At 69.5% G+C, this 20,398-nt stretch carries 17 protein-coding genes; 7 read left to right on the forward strand and 10 right to left on the reverse strand.

The features are described from left to right. The first annotated feature begins 280 nt into the window (after positions 1-280). Positions 281-2,191: an ATP-binding cassette domain-containing protein gene (locus tag EJP69_RS27510; RefSeq protein WP_126473514.1), complete on the forward strand. Its 1,911-nt coding sequence runs from the start codon at positions 281-283 to the stop codon at positions 2,189-2,191. 87 nt (positions 2,192-2,278) lie between these two features. Next, on the forward strand, positions 2,279-4,003 hold the full coding sequence (locus EJP69_RS27515; protein ID WP_126473516.1) for a phospholipase D family protein: 1,725 nt from the start codon (positions 2,279-2,281) through the stop codon (positions 4,001-4,003). A 17-nt stretch (positions 4,004-4,020) separates the two neighbouring features. On the opposite strand, the gene EJP69_RS30030 is transcribed toward EJP69_RS27515, so the two are convergent. The 4 genes from EJP69_RS30030 to EJP69_RS27535 form a co-directional block, all read right to left on the reverse strand. Then, positions 4,021-4,944, reverse strand: a complete 924-nt coding sequence (locus tag EJP69_RS30030) for a copper chaperone PCu(A)C domain-containing protein (RefSeq protein ID WP_338067664.1) — start codon at positions 4,942-4,944, stop codon at positions 4,021-4,023. 32 nt (positions 4,945-4,976) lie between these two features. Further along, on the reverse strand, positions 4,977-7,268 hold the full coding sequence (locus EJP69_RS27525; protein ID WP_126473672.1) for a TonB-dependent receptor: 2,292 nt from the start codon (positions 7,266-7,268) through the stop codon (positions 4,977-4,979). A 117-nt stretch (positions 7,269-7,385) separates the two neighbouring features. Continuing rightward, positions 7,386-7,757, reverse strand: coding sequence for a DUF2946 family protein (locus tag EJP69_RS27530; RefSeq protein WP_126473518.1), 372 nt, complete (start codon positions 7,755-7,757; stop codon positions 7,386-7,388). 11 nt (positions 7,758-7,768) lie between these two features. Then, the gene (locus EJP69_RS27535) at positions 7,769-8,926 is read right to left on the reverse strand and encodes a TraB/GumN family protein (protein WP_240652307.1); all 1,158 of its coding nucleotides are present in this window, start codon (positions 8,924-8,926) and stop codon (positions 7,769-7,771) included. 175 nt (positions 8,927-9,101) lie between these two features. On the opposite strand from EJP69_RS27535, the gene EJP69_RS27540 reads away from it, so the two are divergent. Beyond that, complete coding sequence (locus EJP69_RS27540) at positions 9,102-9,515, forward strand: VOC family protein (RefSeq protein WP_093206477.1); 414 nt, start codon at positions 9,102-9,104, stop codon at positions 9,513-9,515. Positions 9,516-9,522: 7 nt separating this feature from the next. Continuing rightward, entirely contained in the window at positions 9,523-10,695 is a 1,173-nt protein-coding gene (locus EJP69_RS27545; RefSeq protein ID WP_093206476.1) for a toxin-antitoxin system YwqK family antitoxin, read from the forward strand. 117 nt (positions 10,696-10,812) lie between these two features. Here the strand turns inward: EJP69_RS27545 and EJP69_RS27550 are convergent, their stop codons facing one another. Genes EJP69_RS27550 through EJP69_RS27560 form a run of 3 tightly spaced genes read right to left on the reverse strand, consistent with a single transcriptional unit; the run spans position 10,813 to position 13,790 of the window. Then, positions 10,813-11,787 (reverse strand): Bug family tripartite tricarboxylate transporter substrate binding protein, encoded by a 975-nt coding sequence (locus EJP69_RS27550; RefSeq protein ID WP_093206475.1) that lies wholly within the window; start codon positions 11,785-11,787, stop codon positions 10,813-10,815. A gap of 42 nt (positions 11,788-11,829) precedes the next feature. Then, a complete protein-coding gene (locus EJP69_RS27555) occupies positions 11,830-12,045 on the reverse strand; it encodes a hypothetical protein (RefSeq protein ID WP_093206474.1) in 216 nt (71 codons plus the stop codon). Beyond that, positions 12,042-13,790, reverse strand: a complete 1,749-nt coding sequence (locus EJP69_RS27560; protein WP_126473520.1) for an FAD-dependent monooxygenase — start codon at positions 13,788-13,790, stop codon at positions 12,042-12,044. Before EJP69_RS27560 ends, EJP69_RS27555 begins: the two co-directional genes overlap by 4 nt. A gap of 98 nt (positions 13,791-13,888) precedes the next feature. On the opposite strand from EJP69_RS27560, the gene EJP69_RS27565 reads away from it, so the two are divergent. After that, entirely contained in the window at positions 13,889-14,671 is a 783-nt protein-coding gene (locus EJP69_RS27565; protein ID WP_093306986.1) for a helix-turn-helix transcriptional regulator, read from the forward strand. Positions 14,672-14,681: 10 nt separating this feature from the next. Here EJP69_RS27565 and EJP69_RS27570 read toward each other — a convergent pair whose 3' ends face one another. Next, a complete protein-coding gene (locus EJP69_RS27570; protein WP_093206471.1) occupies positions 14,682-15,785 on the reverse strand; it encodes a fumarylacetoacetate hydrolase family protein in 1,104 nt (367 codons plus the stop codon). A gap of 148 nt (positions 15,786-15,933) precedes the next feature. On the opposite strand from EJP69_RS27570, the gene EJP69_RS27575 reads away from it, so the two are divergent. Beyond that, positions 15,934-17,118 (forward strand): DUF3108 domain-containing protein, encoded by a 1,185-nt coding sequence (locus EJP69_RS27575; protein ID WP_126473522.1) that lies wholly within the window; start codon positions 15,934-15,936, stop codon positions 17,116-17,118. A gap of 114 nt (positions 17,119-17,232) precedes the next feature. Next, positions 17,233-17,544 carry a BTH_I0359 family protein gene (locus EJP69_RS27580; protein WP_093206469.1) on the forward strand — a complete coding sequence of 104 codons (312 nt, stop codon included), beginning with the start codon at positions 17,233-17,235 and terminating at the stop codon, positions 17,542-17,544. Between the two features lie 37 nt (positions 17,545-17,581). Here the strand turns inward: EJP69_RS27580 and EJP69_RS27585 are convergent, their stop codons facing one another. Both EJP69_RS27585 and EJP69_RS27590 read right to left on the reverse strand, forming a co-directional pair. Next, positions 17,582-18,112 carry a spore coat protein U domain-containing protein gene (locus EJP69_RS27585; RefSeq protein WP_170217242.1) on the reverse strand — a complete coding sequence of 177 codons (531 nt, stop codon included), beginning with the start codon at positions 18,110-18,112 and terminating at the stop codon, positions 17,582-17,584. After that, on the reverse strand, positions 18,070-20,391 hold the full coding sequence (locus EJP69_RS27590) for a fimbria/pilus outer membrane usher protein (protein WP_170217243.1): 2,322 nt from the start codon (positions 20,389-20,391) through the stop codon (positions 18,070-18,072). Before EJP69_RS27590 ends, EJP69_RS27585 begins: the two co-directional genes overlap by 43 nt. Positions 20,392-20,398: the final 7 nt, after the last annotated feature.

Here is a 20,398-nt window from a genome sequence, read left to right on the forward strand (position 1 = left end):
AGCCTTCGATTATGCACCGTTTTTTCAAACCGCGTCAACTTTCGAAGACTTTTTCTTCACCCCATCCAACCACCTCCGAAGAGACCGGCTGGACCTGAACACCAAGAGGTATTCAGCAGCGAAGCCCACGAGTATATGACAGATTTCGGCCTTCGCAAGACCTCCCGCAAAGAAACTTGAAACGGGCCTCTCCCAAGGGCCTGTTCCCCCAGAGGCTGTCCTATCTCTATATAGAGGCCGCAGGCGGCCTGACATCGCCTCCTCCGATAATCCGCGCCACATGGCACTCATCACACTCCTCGACGCGCAGCTCGCGTTCGGTCACGTTCCGCTGCTGGATCATGCGGACTTCTCTCTTCTCGAATCGGAACGCATCGGCCTGATCGGCCGCAACGGCGCCGGCAAGTCTTCCCTGCTCAAGATACTTGGCGGCTTGGAGAAGACCGACGACGGCACCCTGCAGCTGCAGCAGAACCTCCGCGTCGCCTATGTCGCCCAGGAGCCCTCGCTGGATATGGATGCGGATGTCTTCACCGCCGCCAGCCAGGGCCTCGCCCCCGTCATTGCCCTGCGCGACCTCTATCTATCTGGTGCCGAGGGCCTCGACCTCGACGCCCTCCAGTCCCAGATCGAAGCCTTCGACGCCTGGAACTGGGAGCAGCGCGTGGAGGAAACGCTGCACCGCCTCCACCTCGATCGCGACGCCCGCGTCGGCTCGCTCTCCGGCGGCACCCGCAAGCGCGTGGCCCTGGCGCAAGCCCTGGTGGCCGCCCCTGACGTCCTCCTGCTCGACGAGCCCACCAACCACCTGGACCTCGACTCCATCGAATGGCTCGAGCAGCTTCTGATCGACTTCAAGGGCAGCGTCGTCACTGTCACCCATGACCGAAGCTTCCTGAACCGCGTCGCCACCCGCATCGTCGAGCTCGACCGGGGCAAGCTGGGTTCCTACCCCGGCAACTTCGAGCAGTACCTCGCCCAAAAGGAAGAGCAGCTCGCCCAGGAGGCGGTCATCAACGCCAAGGCCGACAAGCTCCTGGCCCAGGAGGAGATCTGGATCCGCAAGGGCGTGGAAGCCCGCCGCACCCGCAGCCAGAGCCGCATCACCCGCCTGCAGGAACTGCGCGCCAGCCACGCAGCCCGCCGGAACGTGCAAGGCAGCGTCAACATGGACGTGGCTTCCGGCCAGGCCAGCGGCAAGATCGTGGCCGAGCTCACCGACGCCACCAAGTCCTTCGGCGAGAAGACCGTGATCCGCAAGTTCAGCGGCACCATCCTGCGCGGCGACAAGGTCGGCCTGCTCGGCCCCAACGGCGCGGGCAAGACCACCCTGCTGAAGCTGATCCTCGGCGAGCTCGAACCCGACAGCGGCAAGATCCGCCGCGGCACCAACCTGCAGGTGGCGTACTTCGACCAGATGCGCGACAAGCTCGATCTCGACGCCACGCTGGAAGACTTCATCAGCCCCGGCAGCGAGTGGATCGAGATCGGCACCCAGAAGAAGCACGTCAAGAGCTACCTCTCCGACTTCCTCTTCTCCCCCGCGCGCGCCAACTCCCCCGTTCGCTCGCTCAGCGGCGGCGAGCGCAACCGCCTGCTGCTGGCCCGCCTGTTCGCCCGTCCGGCCAACGTGCTGGTGCTCGACGAGCCGACCAACGACCTCGACATCGACACCCTCGAGCTGCTCGAGAACCTGCTGCAGGACTACGACGGCACCGTGTTCCTCGTGAGCCACGACCGCACCTTCCTCGACAACGTGGTCACCAGCACCATCGCCTATGAGGGCGACGGCCGCTGGCGCGAGTACGAGGGCAGCGTGCAGGACTGGCTGACCCAGTCGAAGCGCGCCCGCGAGATCGCCGAGCAGCGCCTCGCCGCGACTGCGGCAGCAGCTCCGGCCGCGGCTCCCGCGCCCACCCCTGCAGCGGAGGCTCCCGCCTCCAAGACGGCACCGGGCGCCCGCAAGAAGCTCTCTTACAAGGAGCAGCGCGAACTGGACACTCTCCCCGCCCAGATCGCGGCCCTCGAGACCGAGCAGCAGCGCATCACCGAGATGCTCGAGCTGGACGGCGGCGCCATCTACGCCACCGACTCCTCGCGCGCAGCCGAACTGGCGGAGCGCCACGCCAAGATCGACGACGAGCTCCTGGCCGCCATGGAGCGCCAGGAAGAACTCTCCGCCGGGCGCTGACACCCGGGCGCGCCTGCCGTCCGACGCGCGGCGGGCGCCGACTAGGCTATATATGCGGCACCTCCCTCCAAGCCCCGGGAAAGCCGCATGCCTTCATCCTTCCAGACGTTCTTCCGCCGATCGGCGGCACTGCTGGCGCTGCTGATCCTCGCCGCCTGCGCGCAGCTGCCGCAGAACGTCGACCGCCCCGTCTCGACCGCCATCGCCTCGCCGGCCACCGGCACCGCGCTGGCCGATCTGGTCCAGCAGCGCCGGCAGGCCGAAAAGGCCCGCTACGAGTCCGGCTTCCTGCTGCTGGGCGGTCCGCAGGCGGCCTACGGCAGCCGCCTCGCGCTGATCGAAGGCGCCCAGAAGACGCTCGACCTCCAGTACTACGCCATCCACGCCGACGCCAGCACCGGCCGCCTGGTGCGCGGCCTGCGCGCGGCCGCCGAGCGCGGCGTGCGGGTGCGCGTGCTGCTCGACGACTTCCACACCACCGGTCGCGACGCGCTGGTGCTGGGCCTGGCCTTCATTCCCAACATCGAGATGCGCCTGTTCAATCCGCTAGCGGGTTCGCGCGATTCCACCTTCAGCCGCCTGCTCAACTCGATAGACGACGCCTCGCGCATCCAGCAGCGCATGCACAACAAGCTGTTCCTGGCCGACAACGTGCTGGGCGTGACGGGCGGGCGCAACCTCGGCGACGCCTACTTCGGCAATGCGGCCAACGGCAACTTCGTCGATGTCGACGTGCTGGCGGCCGGCCCCATCGTGCAGGACCTGTCACGCAGCTTCGACAGCTACTGGAACAACGAGCGCGCCTATCCGGTGCAGTCGCTGGTCACGCGCGAGGAATTCCAGGCCATGCGCGACCGCGCGAGAAAGGCCGACCAGGAACTGGCCGAGGAGTCGGCCCGCCAGCAGGAAGGAGGCGCCGGAGCCCCCACGGCCGCCCAGCGCGCCCGCGCCTGGGACGAGAAGCCGCTCGACCTGCGCACCGCCACCTTCGTCTGGGCGCCGGCCGTGATGCTGGCCGACAAGCCCGGCAAGATTCCCGCCGACTCCGATCCCGGCAACCGGAAAGCGCCCGGCCTCGTGGTCAGCCGGCCCGACGACAAGGCCGGCAGCTCGCGCGGCGCGGCCTCGCTGGAAGCGGCCTCAGACCTGGCTGCCGGCGGCGACACCGTGGTCGAGGGGCTGCTGCAGCTCATCGGCCAGGCACGAACCGATCTGGTCATCATCTCGCCCTACTTCGTGCCCGGAAAGGACATGCTGCAGGCCTTCTCCACCGCCCGGGCCCGCAACGTGCGCATCCGCGTGCTGACCAACTCGCTGGCCTCGAACGACGCGCCGGTGGCCCATGTCGGCTATGCGCGCCACCGCGAGGAGCTGCTCAAGATGGGCATCGAGCTCTACGAGCTGCGCAGCGAGCAGGCGAGCTTCGGCAACGTCTTCGGCTCCTCGGGCGGCAGCAGCGGAAGCGCGGGCGTGTCGGGCGAATCGCGCGCGATGCTGCACTCCAAGGTGCTGGTGATGGACGGCCGACTGCTGGTGGTGGGCTCGATGAACCTCGACCTGCGCTCGCAGCTGCAGAACACCGAGATCGCGCTGCTGATCCGCAGCAACGAGCTTTCGCGCGCCGCCTCGGAGCAGATCGAGCGCGGCATGCGCGAGCGCTCGTGGCACGTCGAGCTGGTCGACGGCTCGCTGCTGTGGCGCGCGCCCGAGGGCAGTGGCCTGAAGGACAGCACCACCGAGCCCGACGCCAGCGCCACGCTGCGGCTGCTGCTCAAGCTCTTCGGACCGCTGGCGCCCGACCAGCTGCTCTGAAACCCTGAAGCTGCCGCTCAGTGCTTGTGCTGGTGCGCCGCCCCGGCCGCATCGGCACCTTCGGGCGTACCCACGGGCAGCGTCACGTCGAGCGAGGTCTTCACGCCCTTGGCGTCCTCGAACTTCAGCGTCATCGGCACGGTCGCGCCCTTCGCCAGCGCGCCCTTCAGGTCCATCATCATCACGTGGTAGCCGCCGGGCTTGAGCTCGACGGTCTGGCCCGCGGGCAGGTCGAGGCCGCCCGTGAGCTCGCGCATCTTCATGGTGTCGCCTTCCATCTTCATCTCGTGCACTTCGGCGACACCGGCGGCCGGCGTGGAGATGCTCACCAGCTTCGCGCCGGTGGGCGAAGTCAGCTTCATGAAGGCGCCCGTGCCGCTCTGGCCCGGCACCGACTGGCGCACCCAGCCGTCGCGCACGTCGACGGTAGCCACGCCTTGGGCCACCACGTTGAGCTTCGCGGCCGGGCTCTTCAGGCCGGCGGTCGAGTTGCCTGAAGCCGGCACCTCGGCCCAGTCGGCCGCGCCCACGTCGCAGGTCTGCAGCACCTTGAACCACAGCGTGCCGGGCGTCGCGGGCACCTTGCCGCGCAGCACGAATTCGGCGCGCTCGCTGCCGGGCAGCGCGTTCTCGGGCTTCTCGGCGGTCCAGCGGACCTCGCCGTCGCCGTCCTTCGCGCTCTTCTGCACGTCGAGCTTCCACCCCTTGCGCGCCTGCGCGTCGCTCAGGATGAAGCCCTTGGGCAGGCGCACCGCCAGGCCGGTCGTGGCCTTGGCGCCTTCACAGGCGTGGCCGACGCGGAAGGCGGCGTCGTAGTCGCTGCCGACGGTGACGCCGCCCGGCCGCAGGGTGACGTGCGCCACCGCGGCGCCCATGCCGGCCAGCATGGCGCAGGCAGCAGCGGTGGTCCTGAGAGCGGCCATCGAAGTCGTTTTCATCATGTCGTGTGGTCCTTGCAGTTGGAGTGGAAGAGTCAGAGGTCGAACTTGAGTTCGGCCACGTAGGTGCGCTGCGGGTACGGGTGGAAGGCCCAGTACTTGTTGTTGTTCAGGTTGTCGATGCCGAAAGAGGCGCTCCACTGCCGGTCGATCCGGTAGCGGATGCGCGCGTCGACCACGAAGAACTTCGAGAAGCCCATGTAGGCGAAGCCGTTGGGGTCGCTGTTGTCGAGCGTGCCGTACTGCCTGCCGCTGTAACGCGCGCCGACGGTGTAGCTCCAGCGGTCGTCCGGCCGGTAAGTGGCGAGCAGCGTGGCGCGCACCCTCGGCACGCGCGGCTGGTCGTGGCCGACGCTGGCCGGAAAGCCGCTGTTGGCCGTGATCTTCGACCGCGTCAGCGTGAGGCTGCCGCTCAGGTCCAGCCCGCGCACGCCCACGTCGACCGCGTTCAGCGCCACCTCGAGCCCGCGCGTGCGGATGGCGTCTACGTTCTGCACCGTGCTCACGAGGTTGTTGAGGGCCTGCGTGTAGAGCGCGTCCTTCGTGTTCTCGAAGAACAGCGTGGTGCGCAGCACGCCGTCGAGCCCCCAGCCCTTGAGGTCGCGTTCCGCGGTGAGCTCGGTGGTCCACGAGCGCTCGGGGCGCAGGTTGGGGTTGGTGTTGACGATGCGGTTGCCGTCGATCGAGCCCTGGTAGAGCTCTGTCACCGTCGGCATGCGCACTGCCCGACCGGTCGAGGCCTTGAGCAGCCAGTCGGAGGTGGCCTGCCACGCGACGGCGGCCTTGGGTGAGTCGTAGCTGTTCTTGCGCGGCGAGAAGTCCAGCAGCGTGCTCGCGTTGCCGAGCTGGCCGCCGTAGGCCTCCCAGCGTTCGTGGCGCAGGCCCAGCGTGGTCTTCCAGTCCTTGGCGAAGCGCCAGGTGTCCTGCACGTAGAGCGATTGCAGCCGGGTGTTGCCGTTGAAGGCCGAGAACGGCGTGACGGGCGAGCCGTCGATCCAGTCGAGCGTGTTGCCGACGCTGGTGCGCAGGCGCGCCGTGTCCTGCTGGAAGCCGAAGTCGACCACGTGCGCGCCCACGCCTTCCGCCGAGCCGGTGGGCCGCCAGGTGCCGGCGGCCTTGAAGGTGTTCCAGCCGGTGCCGCCCATGTCGGTGGTGCGGCCCGGGCCGCCGCTGAAGGCGCCCGGCAGCGGCGTGGTGGGCGTGCGCGAGGTGTCGCGCGAATAGTCGTACAGGCTGGCCGCCACCTCCCAGTCGAACACGCCGCCGGTATGGCTCTTCACCGAGAGGCCGTGCATGTAGTGGGTGAGCGCGGTCTCGGTCGGCGCGAGCGCGGCGCTGGGGGAGTCGAGGTTGTAGGTGCGCCCGCCGATGTTCACCCGCCCGCCGTACACCGGCCGGCCGAGGGCGTCGCGCAGCCAGGTCTCGACACCACCGTGCGTGGTGTTGTTCCAGGCGCCCAGCGTGTAGGTGGCGCGCACGGTGGGCGAGAAGTCGTAGGCCACCTTGAGCTTGGCCTGCTCCTGCGTGGTGTCGTAGATGGTGGAGCCGCCCACCAGCCACCAGGGCTGGTTCGACGGGTTCAGCCCGCCCACCGCACCGGTGACGGGCGTGCCGGCGCTGCCCACGGTGCCGGCGCTGACGAGCCGGTTGCCGAACACCAGCGCCTGGCCCTTGCTGTGCGTGCGCGAGGCGCTGAGCCACCACGACCAGTCGCCGCTGCGGCTGCCCAGCGACAGGTCGAGCTGCTGCCCGGCCGGCGACGAGTGGCTGTTGTACAGGTCGAAGTTCGACACGAAGCCGCTGAGTTTGACGTGCGCCTCCAGCTTCGTGGGCATGCGCGTGACGTAGTCGACCACCGCGCCCACCGAGTTGCCGGGGTACGCCGCCGAGAACGGCCCGTAGAGCACGTCGACGCGCTCGATCTCCTCGGGCGACACCATGCCCCAGCGCGGCGCGTAGGTGGCGCCGTTGCCCAGCGGGTTCGACAGCATGATGCCGTCGGCGAACACCATCGAGCGCGCGCTGTTGCCGGTGCCCGAGGCGCGCGTGGCGAGCACGGCATGGTTGAAGTCGCCGATGTAGCGCTTGCGCACGACCAGGCTCGGCAGATACTTCAGCGCGTCCTCGCTGTCGGTGGCGTTGACGGTCTCGACGATCTGGTCGTGCGTCACGCCTTCGATGGTGGTCGGGATCTGGGCCGGCAGCGAGGTCGGCCGGCCGCCCGTCACCGTGACGGTGCCGAGCGTGCGGCCGCCGCCGGCGCCCTCGGGCGCGTCAGCGGACGGCTGCTGCTGCGCCAGCGCGGGCGCGGCGAGCGGGAATGCCATGGCGATCGCCAGGGCGCGGGAATGCTTTTTCAAGAGGGACCTTCTCCGTGAAACTTCAAGCCGGACAGGCCGTGCACGCGCATCGGGCGCGCGTGCACAGCTACGGTTTCGAGAGCGTCAGGAGAAAGTCGGGGGCCCGCGCGCCGGCAAAGGCGCCGCGGTGGCCGCGGCCAGGCGCGCGGCGGGGATGGGCTGGACCACGCGGCCCAGCGGCAGGGGAAGATCGAAAACGGGAGCCGCCGCGACCGGCGGCGGCGCGCCGGTGAGCACGCACAGCGGGCAGTCCATGTGCGAGGCGCCCATTTCGCGCGCCCCGTCATCGGTATGGACCACCACCTTGATGGAGCCGGCTCCGGAGCACACCAGCTCCACGGCCTGCGGGTTGACCAGCGGAGAGGCCACCGCCACGCCCAGCGACATCACGAACCACAGCAGCACCCACCGGCCGGCGAGGGCGATGGAGCGGGTGGATCGGTGCAGCGCGTGCATGGCGGCCGCGATTATCTGCGCACTTTGCCCTTGGCGGCAGGGGCCGCGGCCTTGGAGGCCGTCGTCTTGGTGGCTGCCTTGGCCGGTGCCCGGGCCCCGCCCCTGGCCGCGGCGGGCGCCGCCTTGGCCGGCTTTCCACCCCTTGCAGCCGCTGCAGGCGCAGCCTTCCCGCGCTGGCCCTTGACCGCCTTGCCGCCGCGCACTGCCCTGGGCGCCGGCGAAGGCGCCGCGAGCGCGGGCATCGGCTGCGCCGTCTGCTCCTGCGCGTTGGTGAGCACCGGCGTCACGGTGAAGCCGCGCGCCGCCATCAGCGTGGGCAGCCCCTGCGGGCCGATCATGTGCAGCGCGCCGACCGCGGCGAACACGCCCTTGCCGCCGGCGTGCAGGCGCTCGATGCCGTCGGCAAGGTTCGGGTTGCGGTCGTCGAGCAGGCGCTTGAGCAGCCGCTGCTCGGCGGGCGTGTTGAGGCAGTCGCACCATTCGGGATAGCGCGCGAGCCGGGCAGCGTCGCTGCGCGCCCAGACGTCGGCCAGTTCCTTGAGCTGGCCGCGCAGCTTGCCGGACTCCAGCTCGTCGAGCGCCGCGTCGACCTGCTCGGCCTCTTCGGACTCGGAGCCGCCGGTCAGCACCTTGAGCTGGTCGGCCGCATTCTCGAGAGCGACGATCGGCTTGTTGTTGTTGCGGGCGGCGACCGCCAGGGTTTCGTCTACGCCGAATTCCGGGTACAGCCCGTCGGGGCGCCCCACCAGCCCGGCCAGCGCCGTGACCTGCAGGATCGGCTGCAGCTTCGACAGCGAACCCGGCGGCACGCAGGCCTCGGTGTTCTGGCGCTCCAGCCGGCGGGCGCGCTCGCCGCTGAGCATGCGCGCCAGCAGTTCGGGATCGGCCGGCCGGCCCATGGCGCGGGCGGTGGACTCGTCGCGCATGTCGAGTTCGAGCGCGACGGTGTCGCTCTGCATCAGCGCCTTCTGGATGGTGGGGCCGGGCCGCACCCAGTCGCCCCGGCCGATGTGGATGGTGCCGTAGAGCCACGAGGTGCGCCCGTCGCGCTCGATGCGCCAGAGCACCCCGCGGTCGATGCCGTTGCGCAGGCCGGCGCCGGGCTTCTCGAGGCTCGCGATGGCCGATGGCGGGCAGGTCGCGGCATGGGCCGCGGCGAGGGTGAACATGCAGCACGCGCCGGCCAGGAGCCGCAGCGGCACGCGCCGGAGTTCCGGCGCGGAAGGAGAAGGAAAAAGGGCGTCGCGCATCCGAGCGACGAAGGTCCGGAGTATCCGCAAGGCTTGCTCCATGATGAAAGAAAGTCCGGCATTCTCACAGCACCGCTGCCCATAATCCGAAACCATGCAGAGCATCTTCCACCTTGCCTTCAATGTCCGCGACCTCGACGGCGCCCGCCGCTTCTACGGCGGCGTACTCGGTTGCGCCGAAGGCCGCAGCACCGACACCTGGGTTGACTTCGATTTCTTCGGCCACCAGATTTCTCTTCATTTGGGCGAGCCCTTCGCCACCGCCCCCACCGGCCGCGTCGGCGACGTGATGGTGCCTATGCCGCACTTCGGCCTCGCGCTCGCGCTGCCCGACTGGCAGGCCATGGCGAAGCGGCTCGAGGCCGCCGGCACCGAGTTCGTGCTGAAGCCGCAGGTGCGGTTCGAGGGGCAGCCGGGCGAGCAATGGACGATGTTCTTCCTCGATCCGTTCGGCAATCCGATCGAGGTCAAGGGCTTCCGTTCGCTGGACACCCTCTACGACAAGTAGGCAGCCAATGATCCCGCGCCCGGCCGCCGTCATCGGTCTCCTCGCGCTGCTGTGCGCCACGCTCGCGCATGCCCAGCTCGACTGCGAGATCAACGGCCGCAGCGTGAACCCCGACGACGGCAGCAGCACCGCGGGCAAGACCGGCCTGCTGCGCTGCAAGGACCGCACGAGCGGCGAGCTGCAGCGCGAGTCGCAGATACAGAACGGCGTGTCGATGGGCCTAGTGCGCATCTACGAGAAGGGCAAGCTCGCCAAGGAGCACAGCCTCAACGCCAAGGGCAACCTGCAGGGCCGCGCGCGCGAGTTCTCGCCCACCGGCCGCGTACTGCGCGACGCCACCTACGACGACGGCCAGGAGCGCGGCCTGGTGCGCAGCTTCTACCCCGACGGCAAGCTGCGCCGAGCGATCTTCTATCCCAACTCGGACACCGGCGGCGGCAACGAGCGCGCGTCGGTCGAGTTCACCGAGCACGGCCAGCTCTCGGCCCTGCGCTGCGCCGACGCGCCCACGCTGGCGCCGGTGGTCGACGACGCCAAGCTCTGCGGCTTCTCGGGCACGGGCCCGTCGCAGGTCGACCTGTTCGATGCCCGCGGCACCTTGCGCTCGCGGCTCGCGTACGTGTCGGGCAAGCGGGTGCGCGCGCAGAGCTTCTACGACAACGGCAAGACCTCGTCGCTCGACGAGACGGTGGGCAACCAGCGCACCGAGCAGAGCTTCTCGTCAGAGGGCGTCAAGCGCCGCGAGACGGCGTTCCTGCTGGTGGAGCGCGCCAGCATCCGCGTGCGCGAGCAGGCCTTCTCCGAGAAAGGCACGCTGGTGCGCGACCAGCGCTGGAACAGCGCGGGCGAGCCGATCGTCGACGACAGCTACTACCTCAACGGCCAGCCGCGCAGCAAGTCGGCCTACAGCGGCAGCGGCGACGCGCGCGCGGTAGAGATCACCGAGTTCTACGACAGCGGCCAGCGCGCCGCGCAGGGCCGCTACGAGCTCCAGGGCCGCAACCGGCAGATTCCGGTCGGCACCCACCAGCGCTTCAGCGAAAAAGGCACGCTGCTGGCCGAGTCGAACTTCGACGCCAAGGGCCGCGTGACGCGCGAGCGCGCCTGGGACGAGAACGGCGAGCTGCAGCGCGACGACGAAGTCTTCGAGGACGGCTCGCGCAAGGCGTACACAAGATAACGCCCCCAGGCTCCGCGCACTTCGTGTCGCTGCGCCACCCCCCTACCGGGGGCGACACCTGCGGCCCGGCGAAGCCGGTTCCGCGGTGTCCCGCGAAAAGAGCTGCTCCTGGCGAGCTCAGTCCAGCTTGATCCCCGCCTGCTTGATGATCGGACCCCAGCGCTTCGACTCGGCGCGCGACAGCGCCGCGAACTGCGCCGGCGTGCCGGGCATCGCTTCCATGCCGAAGTCGTCGAAGCGCTTCTGCACCGCGGGCGTGCTGAAGGCCTTGTTCAGGTCGCCGTTGAGCTTGTTCACCACGGCCGCCGGCAGGCCGGCCGGGCCGAGGATGCCCTGGAAGGCGAACACCTCCGTATTGGGCACGCCCACCTCGGCCAGCGTCGGCACGTTGGGCAGCGGCTTGCTGCGCGCGCCCGAGCCGATGGCCAGCACGCGCACCTTGTTGCTCTGCATGATCGGCAGGCCCGAGGCCAGGTCGAGGAACATGCAGGGCACCTGCCCGCCCATCACGTCGGCCATGGCCGGCGCGGCGCCGCGGTACGGAATGTGGGTGATGAAGGTGCCGGTGCGCACCTTGAACATTTCCATGGCCAGGTGGTGCGGGGAGCCGTTGCCGGGCGAGGCGTAGTTGACCTTGCCGGGGTTGGCCTTCACGTAGGCCAGGAAGTCCTTGAAGTTCTTCGCCGGGAAGTCGGGGTGCACGACCAGTGCCAGCGGAAACTTGCCGATGGCGCCGATGTAGGTGAAGTCTTTCTCGGGGCTGAAGGGCAGCTTGCTGAAGAGATGCTCGTTGAAGGCCAGCACCGCATTGTCGGCCGACAGGATGGTGTAGCCGTCGGGCTTGCTCTTGGCGACGATGTCGGCGCCGATGTTGGTCGATGCGCCGGGGCGGTTGTCGACCACGATCTGCTGGCCCAGCGTCTGGCGCATGGCCTCGGCCAGCACGCGTGCGATCACGTCGGTGCCGCCGCCCGCCGGATAGGGCACGACCCACTTGATGAGCTGTGCGGGGTACTCCTGCGCGCGGGCGAAGGGCGATGCGGCCATTGCGGCGCCGGAGGCGAGCGTGGCGAGAAGGGTGCGGCGATCCATGGAAGCGGTCTCCAATCAGCTAGTTGTATGTAGTTCCGGAAATCAGGAAGCGGACAGCGATGGTACGGGCAGCGCGCGCAGGGCGTCGGCCAGCGCGGCGCGGCAGCGCGCCTCGTCGCCGACCTGCTCGAACAGCAGCAGCGCGAGCCGCGCGAGGAACAGCGATTCGCGCTCGGCGCCGGCTTCGGAGATGGCGCGCGCGCACTCGGCATACAGCCGGTCGCGGGCATCGGGTTGAAGTTGGGATGCGGTAGTCATGCGGAAAGCTCCCGGGCCGCTCGGGCCAGTGCGGGTTGCAGGGCGCCCGGCGGCAGGCGGTGCCAGCGCGCGGCCACGTGGCCGTCGGGGCGCAGCAGGTAGACCGCGCCGTCCCGCGCGCCGAGCGCCTCGAAGACTTCGGGCGCGGCGTGCGCATCGGCGCCGTCGGTGCCCGGGCTGGCGATACTGCGCAACACGAAGGGCAGCGCGCCCTTCCGTGCCCGCTCGATGTCCGCGGCCGGCAGCGCGACGAGGTCGGGCCGCAGCACCAGCAGCGTGAAGGTGGGCGCGATCCAGTCGGTGAGGTGACCGCGTTCGAGCTGCTGCTCGGGCATCGCCTCGCCCGGCAGCGGGCCTGCGGGCAGCGCGTCGCCATCGCTCGACAGCGGCGAGGCGGCATAGCGCACCGCCTGCGTCTGGCGCGGGTTGATGAGCTGCGCGATGCCGCGATGCGCCTCCGACAACGACAGCGCCGCCTCGCGCAGCAGGTCGAAGCCGCGCGACGGCGGCGACATGAACTCGGTGCTGCGCATGGCGTTCTCGGCGTTCACGTGGAAGGCCTCGATGCGCTCCTGCGAGTACGAGTCGAGCAGCGCCGCGTCCGACAGGCCCTTGGCCACGAAGGCCAGCTTCCACGCGAGGTTGTCCGCGTCGTCGAAGCCCGAGTTGAGCCCGCGCACGCCGAAGATCGGCATCGCATGCGCCGCGTTGCCCGCGAAGACGACGCGGCCGCGGCGGTAGCTCTCGAGCGTCATCGCACCGGCACGATAGACCGAGGTCCACACCGTCTTCCACGGCAGGTGGCCTTCGCCGATGGCGTCGAGATGGCGCTGCACGAATTCGGCAACCGCCGCCGGCTGCAGCGCCTCCTCGGTGCTCTGGCCGGGGCGCAGCTGGTAGTCGATGCGCCAGATGTCATCGGGCTGGCGGTGCATGAGCACGGTCGAGCCGGGGTTCCACGGCGGATCGAACCAGGCTCGGCGCTCGGTCGGGTGGCCGCTCTTCAGCTCGATGTCGATGATCACGTAGCGGCCTTCGTAGCCCGTGCCTTCCAGCGCGAGCCCCATCGTCTTGCGCACGAAGCTCTGGCCGCCGTCGCAGGCCGCGAGCCACTGGCCGCGCAGCCGGTAGGCGCCTTCGGCATTGCGCACATCGAGCGTCACGCCTTCGTCGTCCTGCGAGAGGCCGGTGAGCTCGGTGCCCCAGCGGATGTCGACGAGCCCCGGCGTGCGCTCGTTGCGGCGCAGGATTTCCTCCAGCAGGTAGTGCTCGGCGTAGTACTGCTCGAGATTGATCATCGGCGGCAGCTTCTGCCGCTCGTCGTTCGGCATCTCGAAACGGAACACCTCGGCCGTCTTGTAGAAGCTGCGCCCGCCGGTCCATGGCAGGCCCTTGTCCATGAAGGCACGCAGCACGCCGAGCCGCTCCATGATCTCCAGGCTGCGGCGCGAGATGCAGGCCGCGCGGCTGCCAACGCACACAGTGTCGTCGGCCTCGAGGATCACGCTGCGCACGCCGTGGTTCGCGAGCCCCAGCGCGAGCGCCATGCCGACCGGGCCGCCGCCCGCGATCACCACCGGATGGCTGCCGGCTTCGACGCCGCCGGGTTCGAGCGCGGGCGTCCTGGGTTCGTAGCGCGTGTAGTGGAAGGCGCCGACGGAGGGCGGCAGTTCGGTGGCGCTGGCCGGCGGTGGCACGGGGCCGCTGGCGGCATCGCCGGGAGAGGCAGCGGGGGAGTTCGTCATCCGGCGGGATTGTCCCGATGCGCGCGGGGCGGCAATGTCATAACTTCGTACGAGGTAGTTACCCGAATCCCCGCTCTCCAATTCCCCGTTTTCCACGCATGAGACGCTGGCGCATCCACCCCGCCGAAGACACGACGCTGGCCGCGGCCGTGGTCGGCGACGTGCTCTCCGGCGTGGGCACGCCGCTCCTGGCGACCAGCTATCTCAAGGCCATGCAGCGCGTGATGCCGGTGACCTTCTGCACCGTGTTCGTGGTCGACGCCGCGGGGCGCATCGAGCTCGTGTCGGCCGCCAGCAGCTACGGCAGCACGGCCGAGCGCACATCGGAGCGCTACGTGGCGCAGCGCTTCGACCTGCTCGACCCGAACATGGCCTGGCTCGCGGCGCGCAAGCTGCCGAAGCGCGCGCAGCTATGGATGGGCCACCAGCGCGCCGACGAGGTGGCCGACCCGGTGTACCGCGCCGCCTGCTATGGCGACGTGGGCATCCGCGAGCGCGCATCGGTGCTGTTGCTGCAGCCCACGGGGCAGCGCGTGGCGGTGAGCTTCTACCGCAGCCTCGCGCAGCCGGAGTTCGGCGCGGCGGACTTCGCGCTCATCGAGGCGCACGCCACGCTGCTGGCCGACGCCACCGCCGCCCACGGCCGAAGCGCCGTGGCTGCGCGGAAGGCGGTGGAACCCGCCCTCGCATCGCGGCTGCTGAAGCTGAGCCTGCGCGAACGCGAGGTCATCGGCCACCTGATGGCCGGCCGCACGGCCAAGGAGGCCGCGCGCGAGATCGGCGTGGAGCTGACGACGGTGCGTACCCACCAGTACCGCGCGTTCCGGCGGCTGGGGATACGGTCGCAGAAGGAGCTGCTGCGCGGCGCGGGGCCGCACTGAGCGAGCAGCCTCAGTCTTCCGAGGCCTCTTCCGCCTGCGGCGCCTCGTCGCCGACTTCCCCGGCCTGCTGCGGCTTCACCAGCGACACCGGCGCTTCCTTCGGACGGCCGGCGGTGGACACGATCTCCTGGTCGATCGCACCGAACAGCGAGCGCCCGTCCAGCCCCTTCATCTCGATGCGGATGGTGTCGCCGAACTTCATGAAGTCGGTGTAGGGCTGGCCGGTCTGGATGGTCTCGATGCAGCGCTTCTCGGCGATGCACGAGTAGCCCTTGGGCCAGTCCATGTGGCCGTTCTTCTCCACGCCCTTGTTGCTCACGGTGCCGCTGCCCACGATGCTGCCGGCGCGCACGTTGCGCGTCTTGGCGATGTGGGCGATGAGCTGGCCGAAGTGGAAGGTCATCTCCGGGCCGGCGTCGCACATGCCGACCTTGCGGCCGTTCCAGCTGCTTTGCAGCGCGAGGTGCACGCGGCCTTGCTGCCAGGCCTCGCCGAGCTCGTCGAGCGTCACGGCCACGGGGCTGAAAGCGGTGGCGGGCTTGCTCTGGAAGAAGCCGAAGCCCTTGGCCAGCTCGGCCGGGATGAGGTTGCGCAGGCTCACGTCGTTGGCCAGCATCACGAGGCGGATGCCCTCCAGCGCCTGCTCGGGCGTGGCGCCCATGCGCACGTCGCCGGTGACGACCGCGATCTCGGCCTCGAAGTCGATGCCCATGGCCTCGCTGGGCACGACCACGTCGTCGGTCGGGCCGAGGAAGTCGTCGCTGCCGCCCTGGTACATCAGCGGGTCGGTGTAGAAGCTCTCGGGCACCTCGGCGTTGCGCGCCTTGCGCACCAGCTCGACGTGGTTGATGTACGCCGAGCCGTCGGCCCACTGGTAGGCGCGCGGCAGCGGAGCCATGCACATCGACGGATCGAAGGGAAAGGCGTGGCGCGCGCGGCCGGCGTTGAGACTGGCGTACAGGTCCTGCAGCTGCGGGCTCATGAAGCCCCAGTCGTCCAGCACCTGCTGCAGCCGGTTGGCGATGCCGGTGGCGTAGTGGGCGAGCGTGAGGTCGCGCGATACGACGACGAGCTGGCCGTCGCGCGAGCCGTCCTTCAGGGTGGCGAGTTTCATGATGCGGTGCGTGCTTGCTGGGAGGAAGGACGGGGACGCGGCGCCGGCACGGACCGGGCGCCGCTCCCACTTAAACTGGTTGGACGGGCGGCAGTTTACCGAGGTGGTCTTCGTGAACCTCCGGGCCGGCGCCTCACTCCACACAACGATGCCGACGCTCGTCGCCCCTTCTTCCCAGTTGCCTGCAGGCCTGCCCGAGCGTCCGTCGTGGCGCGCGCTGATCGGGCTGACGCTGCTCGTGGCGCTGGTCCACGTGGTGCTGCTCGGGGTGGCGCCGATGGCCATCGGGCCGGAGCCTTCGCCGCTGGCGAGCAAGTTCAGCACGCGAACCATCGTCATCGCACCGCCGGCCTCGGAAGCACCCGCGCCTGCCGCCGCACCGGCCCAGGCCAAGCCCGCGCCGCCGCCCAAGCCGCGACGCCCGCGCGAGCCCACGGCGCCCAGGCCGAAGCCGGCCCCGGCAGCCGTCGCGCCGACGCCGGAACCCGACACCCCCACGAATCCCGCCCCGGAAACGCCCGACCTGACGGCCCAGGCCGCTACCGATTCAGGAGCGACGTCGCCGGAAGCGGCGGCCAGCGCGCCGGCGGGCCCGACCTCTCCCGCCGGCGGCACCGGAACCGGCACCGCGGCAGCCGCCGGCGGCGAAGGCTCGGGCACCATCGCGGGCACCCAGGCGATGAAGATCCCGGGCTCGGTCACGCTCGATTTCGAAGCCACCGGTCAGTCAGGGGCCTCCCCGCAGCGCGGCGTGTTCGGCGAGCTGGTCTGGCTGCAGGACGGCAGCCGCTACGACGGACGGCTGACGCTCAAGGCGGTGTTCTTCACGCTGCTGAACTGGCACAGCACCGGGCGGATCGGCCCTTCCGGCCTGGAGCCGGAGCGGTATTCCGAGAGCCGCAAGTCCGAGGTGGCCTCGCATTTCGCGCGCGACCGGGGGCAGGTCGTGTTCAGCAACAACGCGCCTCCGGTGCCCCTGCTGGCCGGCGCCCAGGACCGCATGAGCGTGATGATGCAGCTCGGCGGCCTGCTGGCCGCCAGCCCGGAGCGCTATCCGGCCGGCACCAAGATCTCGGTGCAGACCGTGGGCCCCAAGGACGCCGATGTCTGGGTCTTCGTGGTCGGCGAGGAGGAAAAGCTCAGCCTCCCGGCCGGCGAGTACGTCGCCCGCAAGCTCACGCGCGACCCACGCCGGGATTTCGATAGAAAACTGGAGCTCTGGCTTGCGCCAGCGTACGGCTACCTTCCCGTGCGCATCAAGCAGACGGAGACCAACGGGGACTTCGCTGACGCGCAATTGCGCAAACCCCTGCCTGCGGGCTCGTCAAATTGAGGAGAAAGTCACACCAACGGAGCAAAAGGGACTGGAGATATGCCAATTAGCCTGTTGGTTTTACAAATAGACAACCTATCTTGAAACTGGCGCGTTGATTGCTATCTAACCCCCATGAACGCCATCGACATTCTCACAGGGCCCGCCATGAACATGCTTTATGACTCGGAGTCTTTCGTCGTCGTGCACGTACAGCCCAACGAGGGCGACGCGCCCGCGCAGCCGAACATGCCGGTTCTGGAGCGCCACGGCTTCGAGATCGTGGACAAGCGTTCGGGCAAGGAGGTCTACCTCGATGGCTCATGGGCGGAACTGTTCCAGCAGCAGATCGCCGCATGGCAGCTCAACACCCCTACCCAGGAAGAAGTCGAAGACACGCTCGAGGGCTACGCCGAACTGGCGCACACCCCGGTCCTGGTGCACTGAGCCCCCACCGAAAACCGCAACACGCGACACGCAAGCCTCAGTAGGTCACGGTCACCGTGATGGTGTCGGAATAGCTGCCCGGTGCGGCCGTGTACTGGCCGGCGGGTATGCGTCCGTAGACGGTGTGCGTGGTGCTCGCGCTGGCATTCCCATTGAACCCGACCGATACCGAAGCGCTGCCCGACACCGTATCCGTCGCCCACACCGTTCCATAGCCCGAGCTGGTGTAGAGGTTGTAGCTCAGGGTGCGGGAGCCGTAGCTCATGTAGCGGCTCGCGGTCGTTCCCGAGTTTCCCGCGCTCAGGCTCAACGTATAGCTCAGGGTGTCGGTCCCGAGGATGCGCCCCGAGAAAGTGGCTGTCACCGTGATGGTGCTGCTCGTGGTCGTGGCGCTCGACGTCCCCGCGCTGTAGCTGCCGAAGCTCATGGCCGTCGCGCTGACGGTGGCCGAGCAGTTCAGCGTTCCCAATCCCGAGCCCGAACATGTCGCGTGCGCCGGTGCGGCACACAGGGATAGCACGCCGATCAGCGCGCCGAGACCGATGACGCGGGCGTTCCTGTTTCGCATGTGTAGGGTCCGATCTGTGGCAAGGTGCCGGCGGTGGAGACGGGGCCGACCGTGAAGCTGCAACGTCCGCCGCGCCATCTCGCCTCGAAGCGTTCGCCCGCGCGGGGCCGGTCGAGCTGCAGCGCGCCGCCGTAGCCCGTGATCAGCGGCGCGGCGCGGTTCTCTCCCACGACATCGATGCCCGCCGGCAGCGGCGAGCCGTCGGGCAGCAGGACTCGCATGGTGACGCTCGCATCGCGCGAGATGTCGAAGGTGGCCACTGCAACGCCCTTGTACGAGGGCACCACTTGCAGCACGTCGGAGTGCACCTGCGCCGAGATCGGCAGGTCGCCGTTGTCCACGCTGATCCTGTTCGCCTCGTAGGCGTGCAGTCCCGTCACCAGCGCGCGCCCTTCCCCATCGGTGGTCGTCGCCAGGTTGTTCTCCCGGTAGATCCTGATGCCGGCTGCACCGGGCACCGTCACCAGCGCGAAGCCGTCGCTGGACGACTGCGCCGCGAAGAACATGCCCGACGCATAGCCCAGCGAGCCTTCGGCCAGGACTCTTGCGCTGGTTTCCTTGTCGAGCTCGACGGCCTGCGCGGTGAACGTCGCATAGGGCGTGCGCCAGGTCGCCTCGGCCTGCGCGCGCTCGGTTTCGCCGTGCGAGGCGACCACGCGCCAACCCAGGCCCTCGTCGCTCGGCGGCGTCTGGCTCACGTCGATCGTGGTGGTGGTCCTGCCGTTGTTCCGGCCCATCGTGGCCGACGCGGTCTGCCGCTCGCCCAGCGGCAGGGTCAACATCAGCCCGACCGAGGCCACGCGCTGCCGGCTCGCTGCGGTGGCCCCTGAATCGGTGCGCGCCACGTAGGTATTCAGGTACACGGCGCCGAGCTGGATGGAATGGTTGAGCGACAGCACCTTCGCCTCGTCGCCGCTGCTGTAGCGCAGTGCCGTATAGGCCAGCCCCAGGCTGCCGAGGCGGCGGCCGAGGGAACGGCCCACGAACAACTGGGCCTGTCCCGTGGTGTGCGTCTGGCTGTCAAGCCAGGCGACCTGCATGAAGCCCGCGCTCGCCGTCTGCCGGCTGGCCGAGAAGCTCCACTCCGGGGCGATGTGCGCGAACGAGACACGCGCCAGCCTTCCGCTGCCCGTGTCCTGCGAACGACTGGTCGCGCCGTGCATGCCGAACTCTCCCAAAGGCGCCCACACCCAGGTCAGGCCGGCGCCGGCGACCTGAAGCCGTGGACCACCCTCGCCATGCAGTTCCAGCGTGGCCGTGTCGCTGAGACCGCGGCGCCAGTTGCCGGCGGCGAACATGCTGCCGTAGTCGTTGCTGCGAAGACCGTAGTTCCGGCGGCTCCATCCGAGGTTGACCGAGTAGTCCGACAGGCCCGCGCGCAGCAGGTTCGTGCTCACGTAGTAGGGCGTGGTGACGGTGCGCCGCACGCCCAGTGCGTCAGACACCGAGAAGCTCATCTCGCCCGCGCCAGTGAGCACCGGCACGTTGTTCAGCGAGAAGGGGCCTGAAGCGACCTGCCCCTGGTAGTGCAGCGTGTTGTTGACGTAAGCCTCGAGCGTCGACGCCACGGCCGCCCCGCCCGTGAGAGAAGGCACGGGATAGCTGATGTAGCCGGGGCTCAGCCCGAACTGGGTGCCGAACTGCAATCCGGCGAAGCGCGACGGCGTGGACCACGCGGCGTTCTGCGTGATGGCGTCGCCGACTGTCAGCCGCGTGAGGCTGTCGGGGTCGTCGAGGCGGTAGTAGCTCTCGAGCCGGACCGTCCGCGCGAGCGACGAAACACCCGCCGCATCCTGGTAGGCCGTCTGCCCGACAAGCACGCTGTTCGCCAGCAGTCCCCAATGGCCGGACACCGTGCCGTCGAGCAGCCCCGACGCGGCCGTGCCGTTGCGGTCATGCTGCAGCGCGACGCTGTAGTTGACGAAGGCGGCATTGACCGACGGCGTCAGCGCAGGCCGGCCCGCAGCCTTGCCTGCGAGCGCGTTTGCCACGAAGGCCGTCGCCGGCAGGCTCACGCGCGCCGTCTGCGTGCTTTCCTCGAGCGTCACGCTGCCGTCCGGCAACGCGGCGAGGTCGTAGTAGTCCACCCCATCGACCACTGCCGCCGTGCGATCGGGAACGACGACGCGCCATGCCTGCAGGTCTGCGCGGCTGAAGAGCAGCCGGCCGCCCTGCCGCAGCGCCGAAAGCGCGGCCCCCTGCGCCGCGCCGTTGACCTCCACGTCGACGATCAGCGCAGCGGGCGCCGCATCGTCCGCCGCCCGGGCCTGCATCGCCATCAAGCAA

The organism is Variovorax gossypii (assembly GCF_003965815.1).
Classification (GTDB): Bacteria; Pseudomonadota; Gammaproteobacteria; order Burkholderiales; family Burkholderiaceae_C; genus Variovorax; species Variovorax gossypii.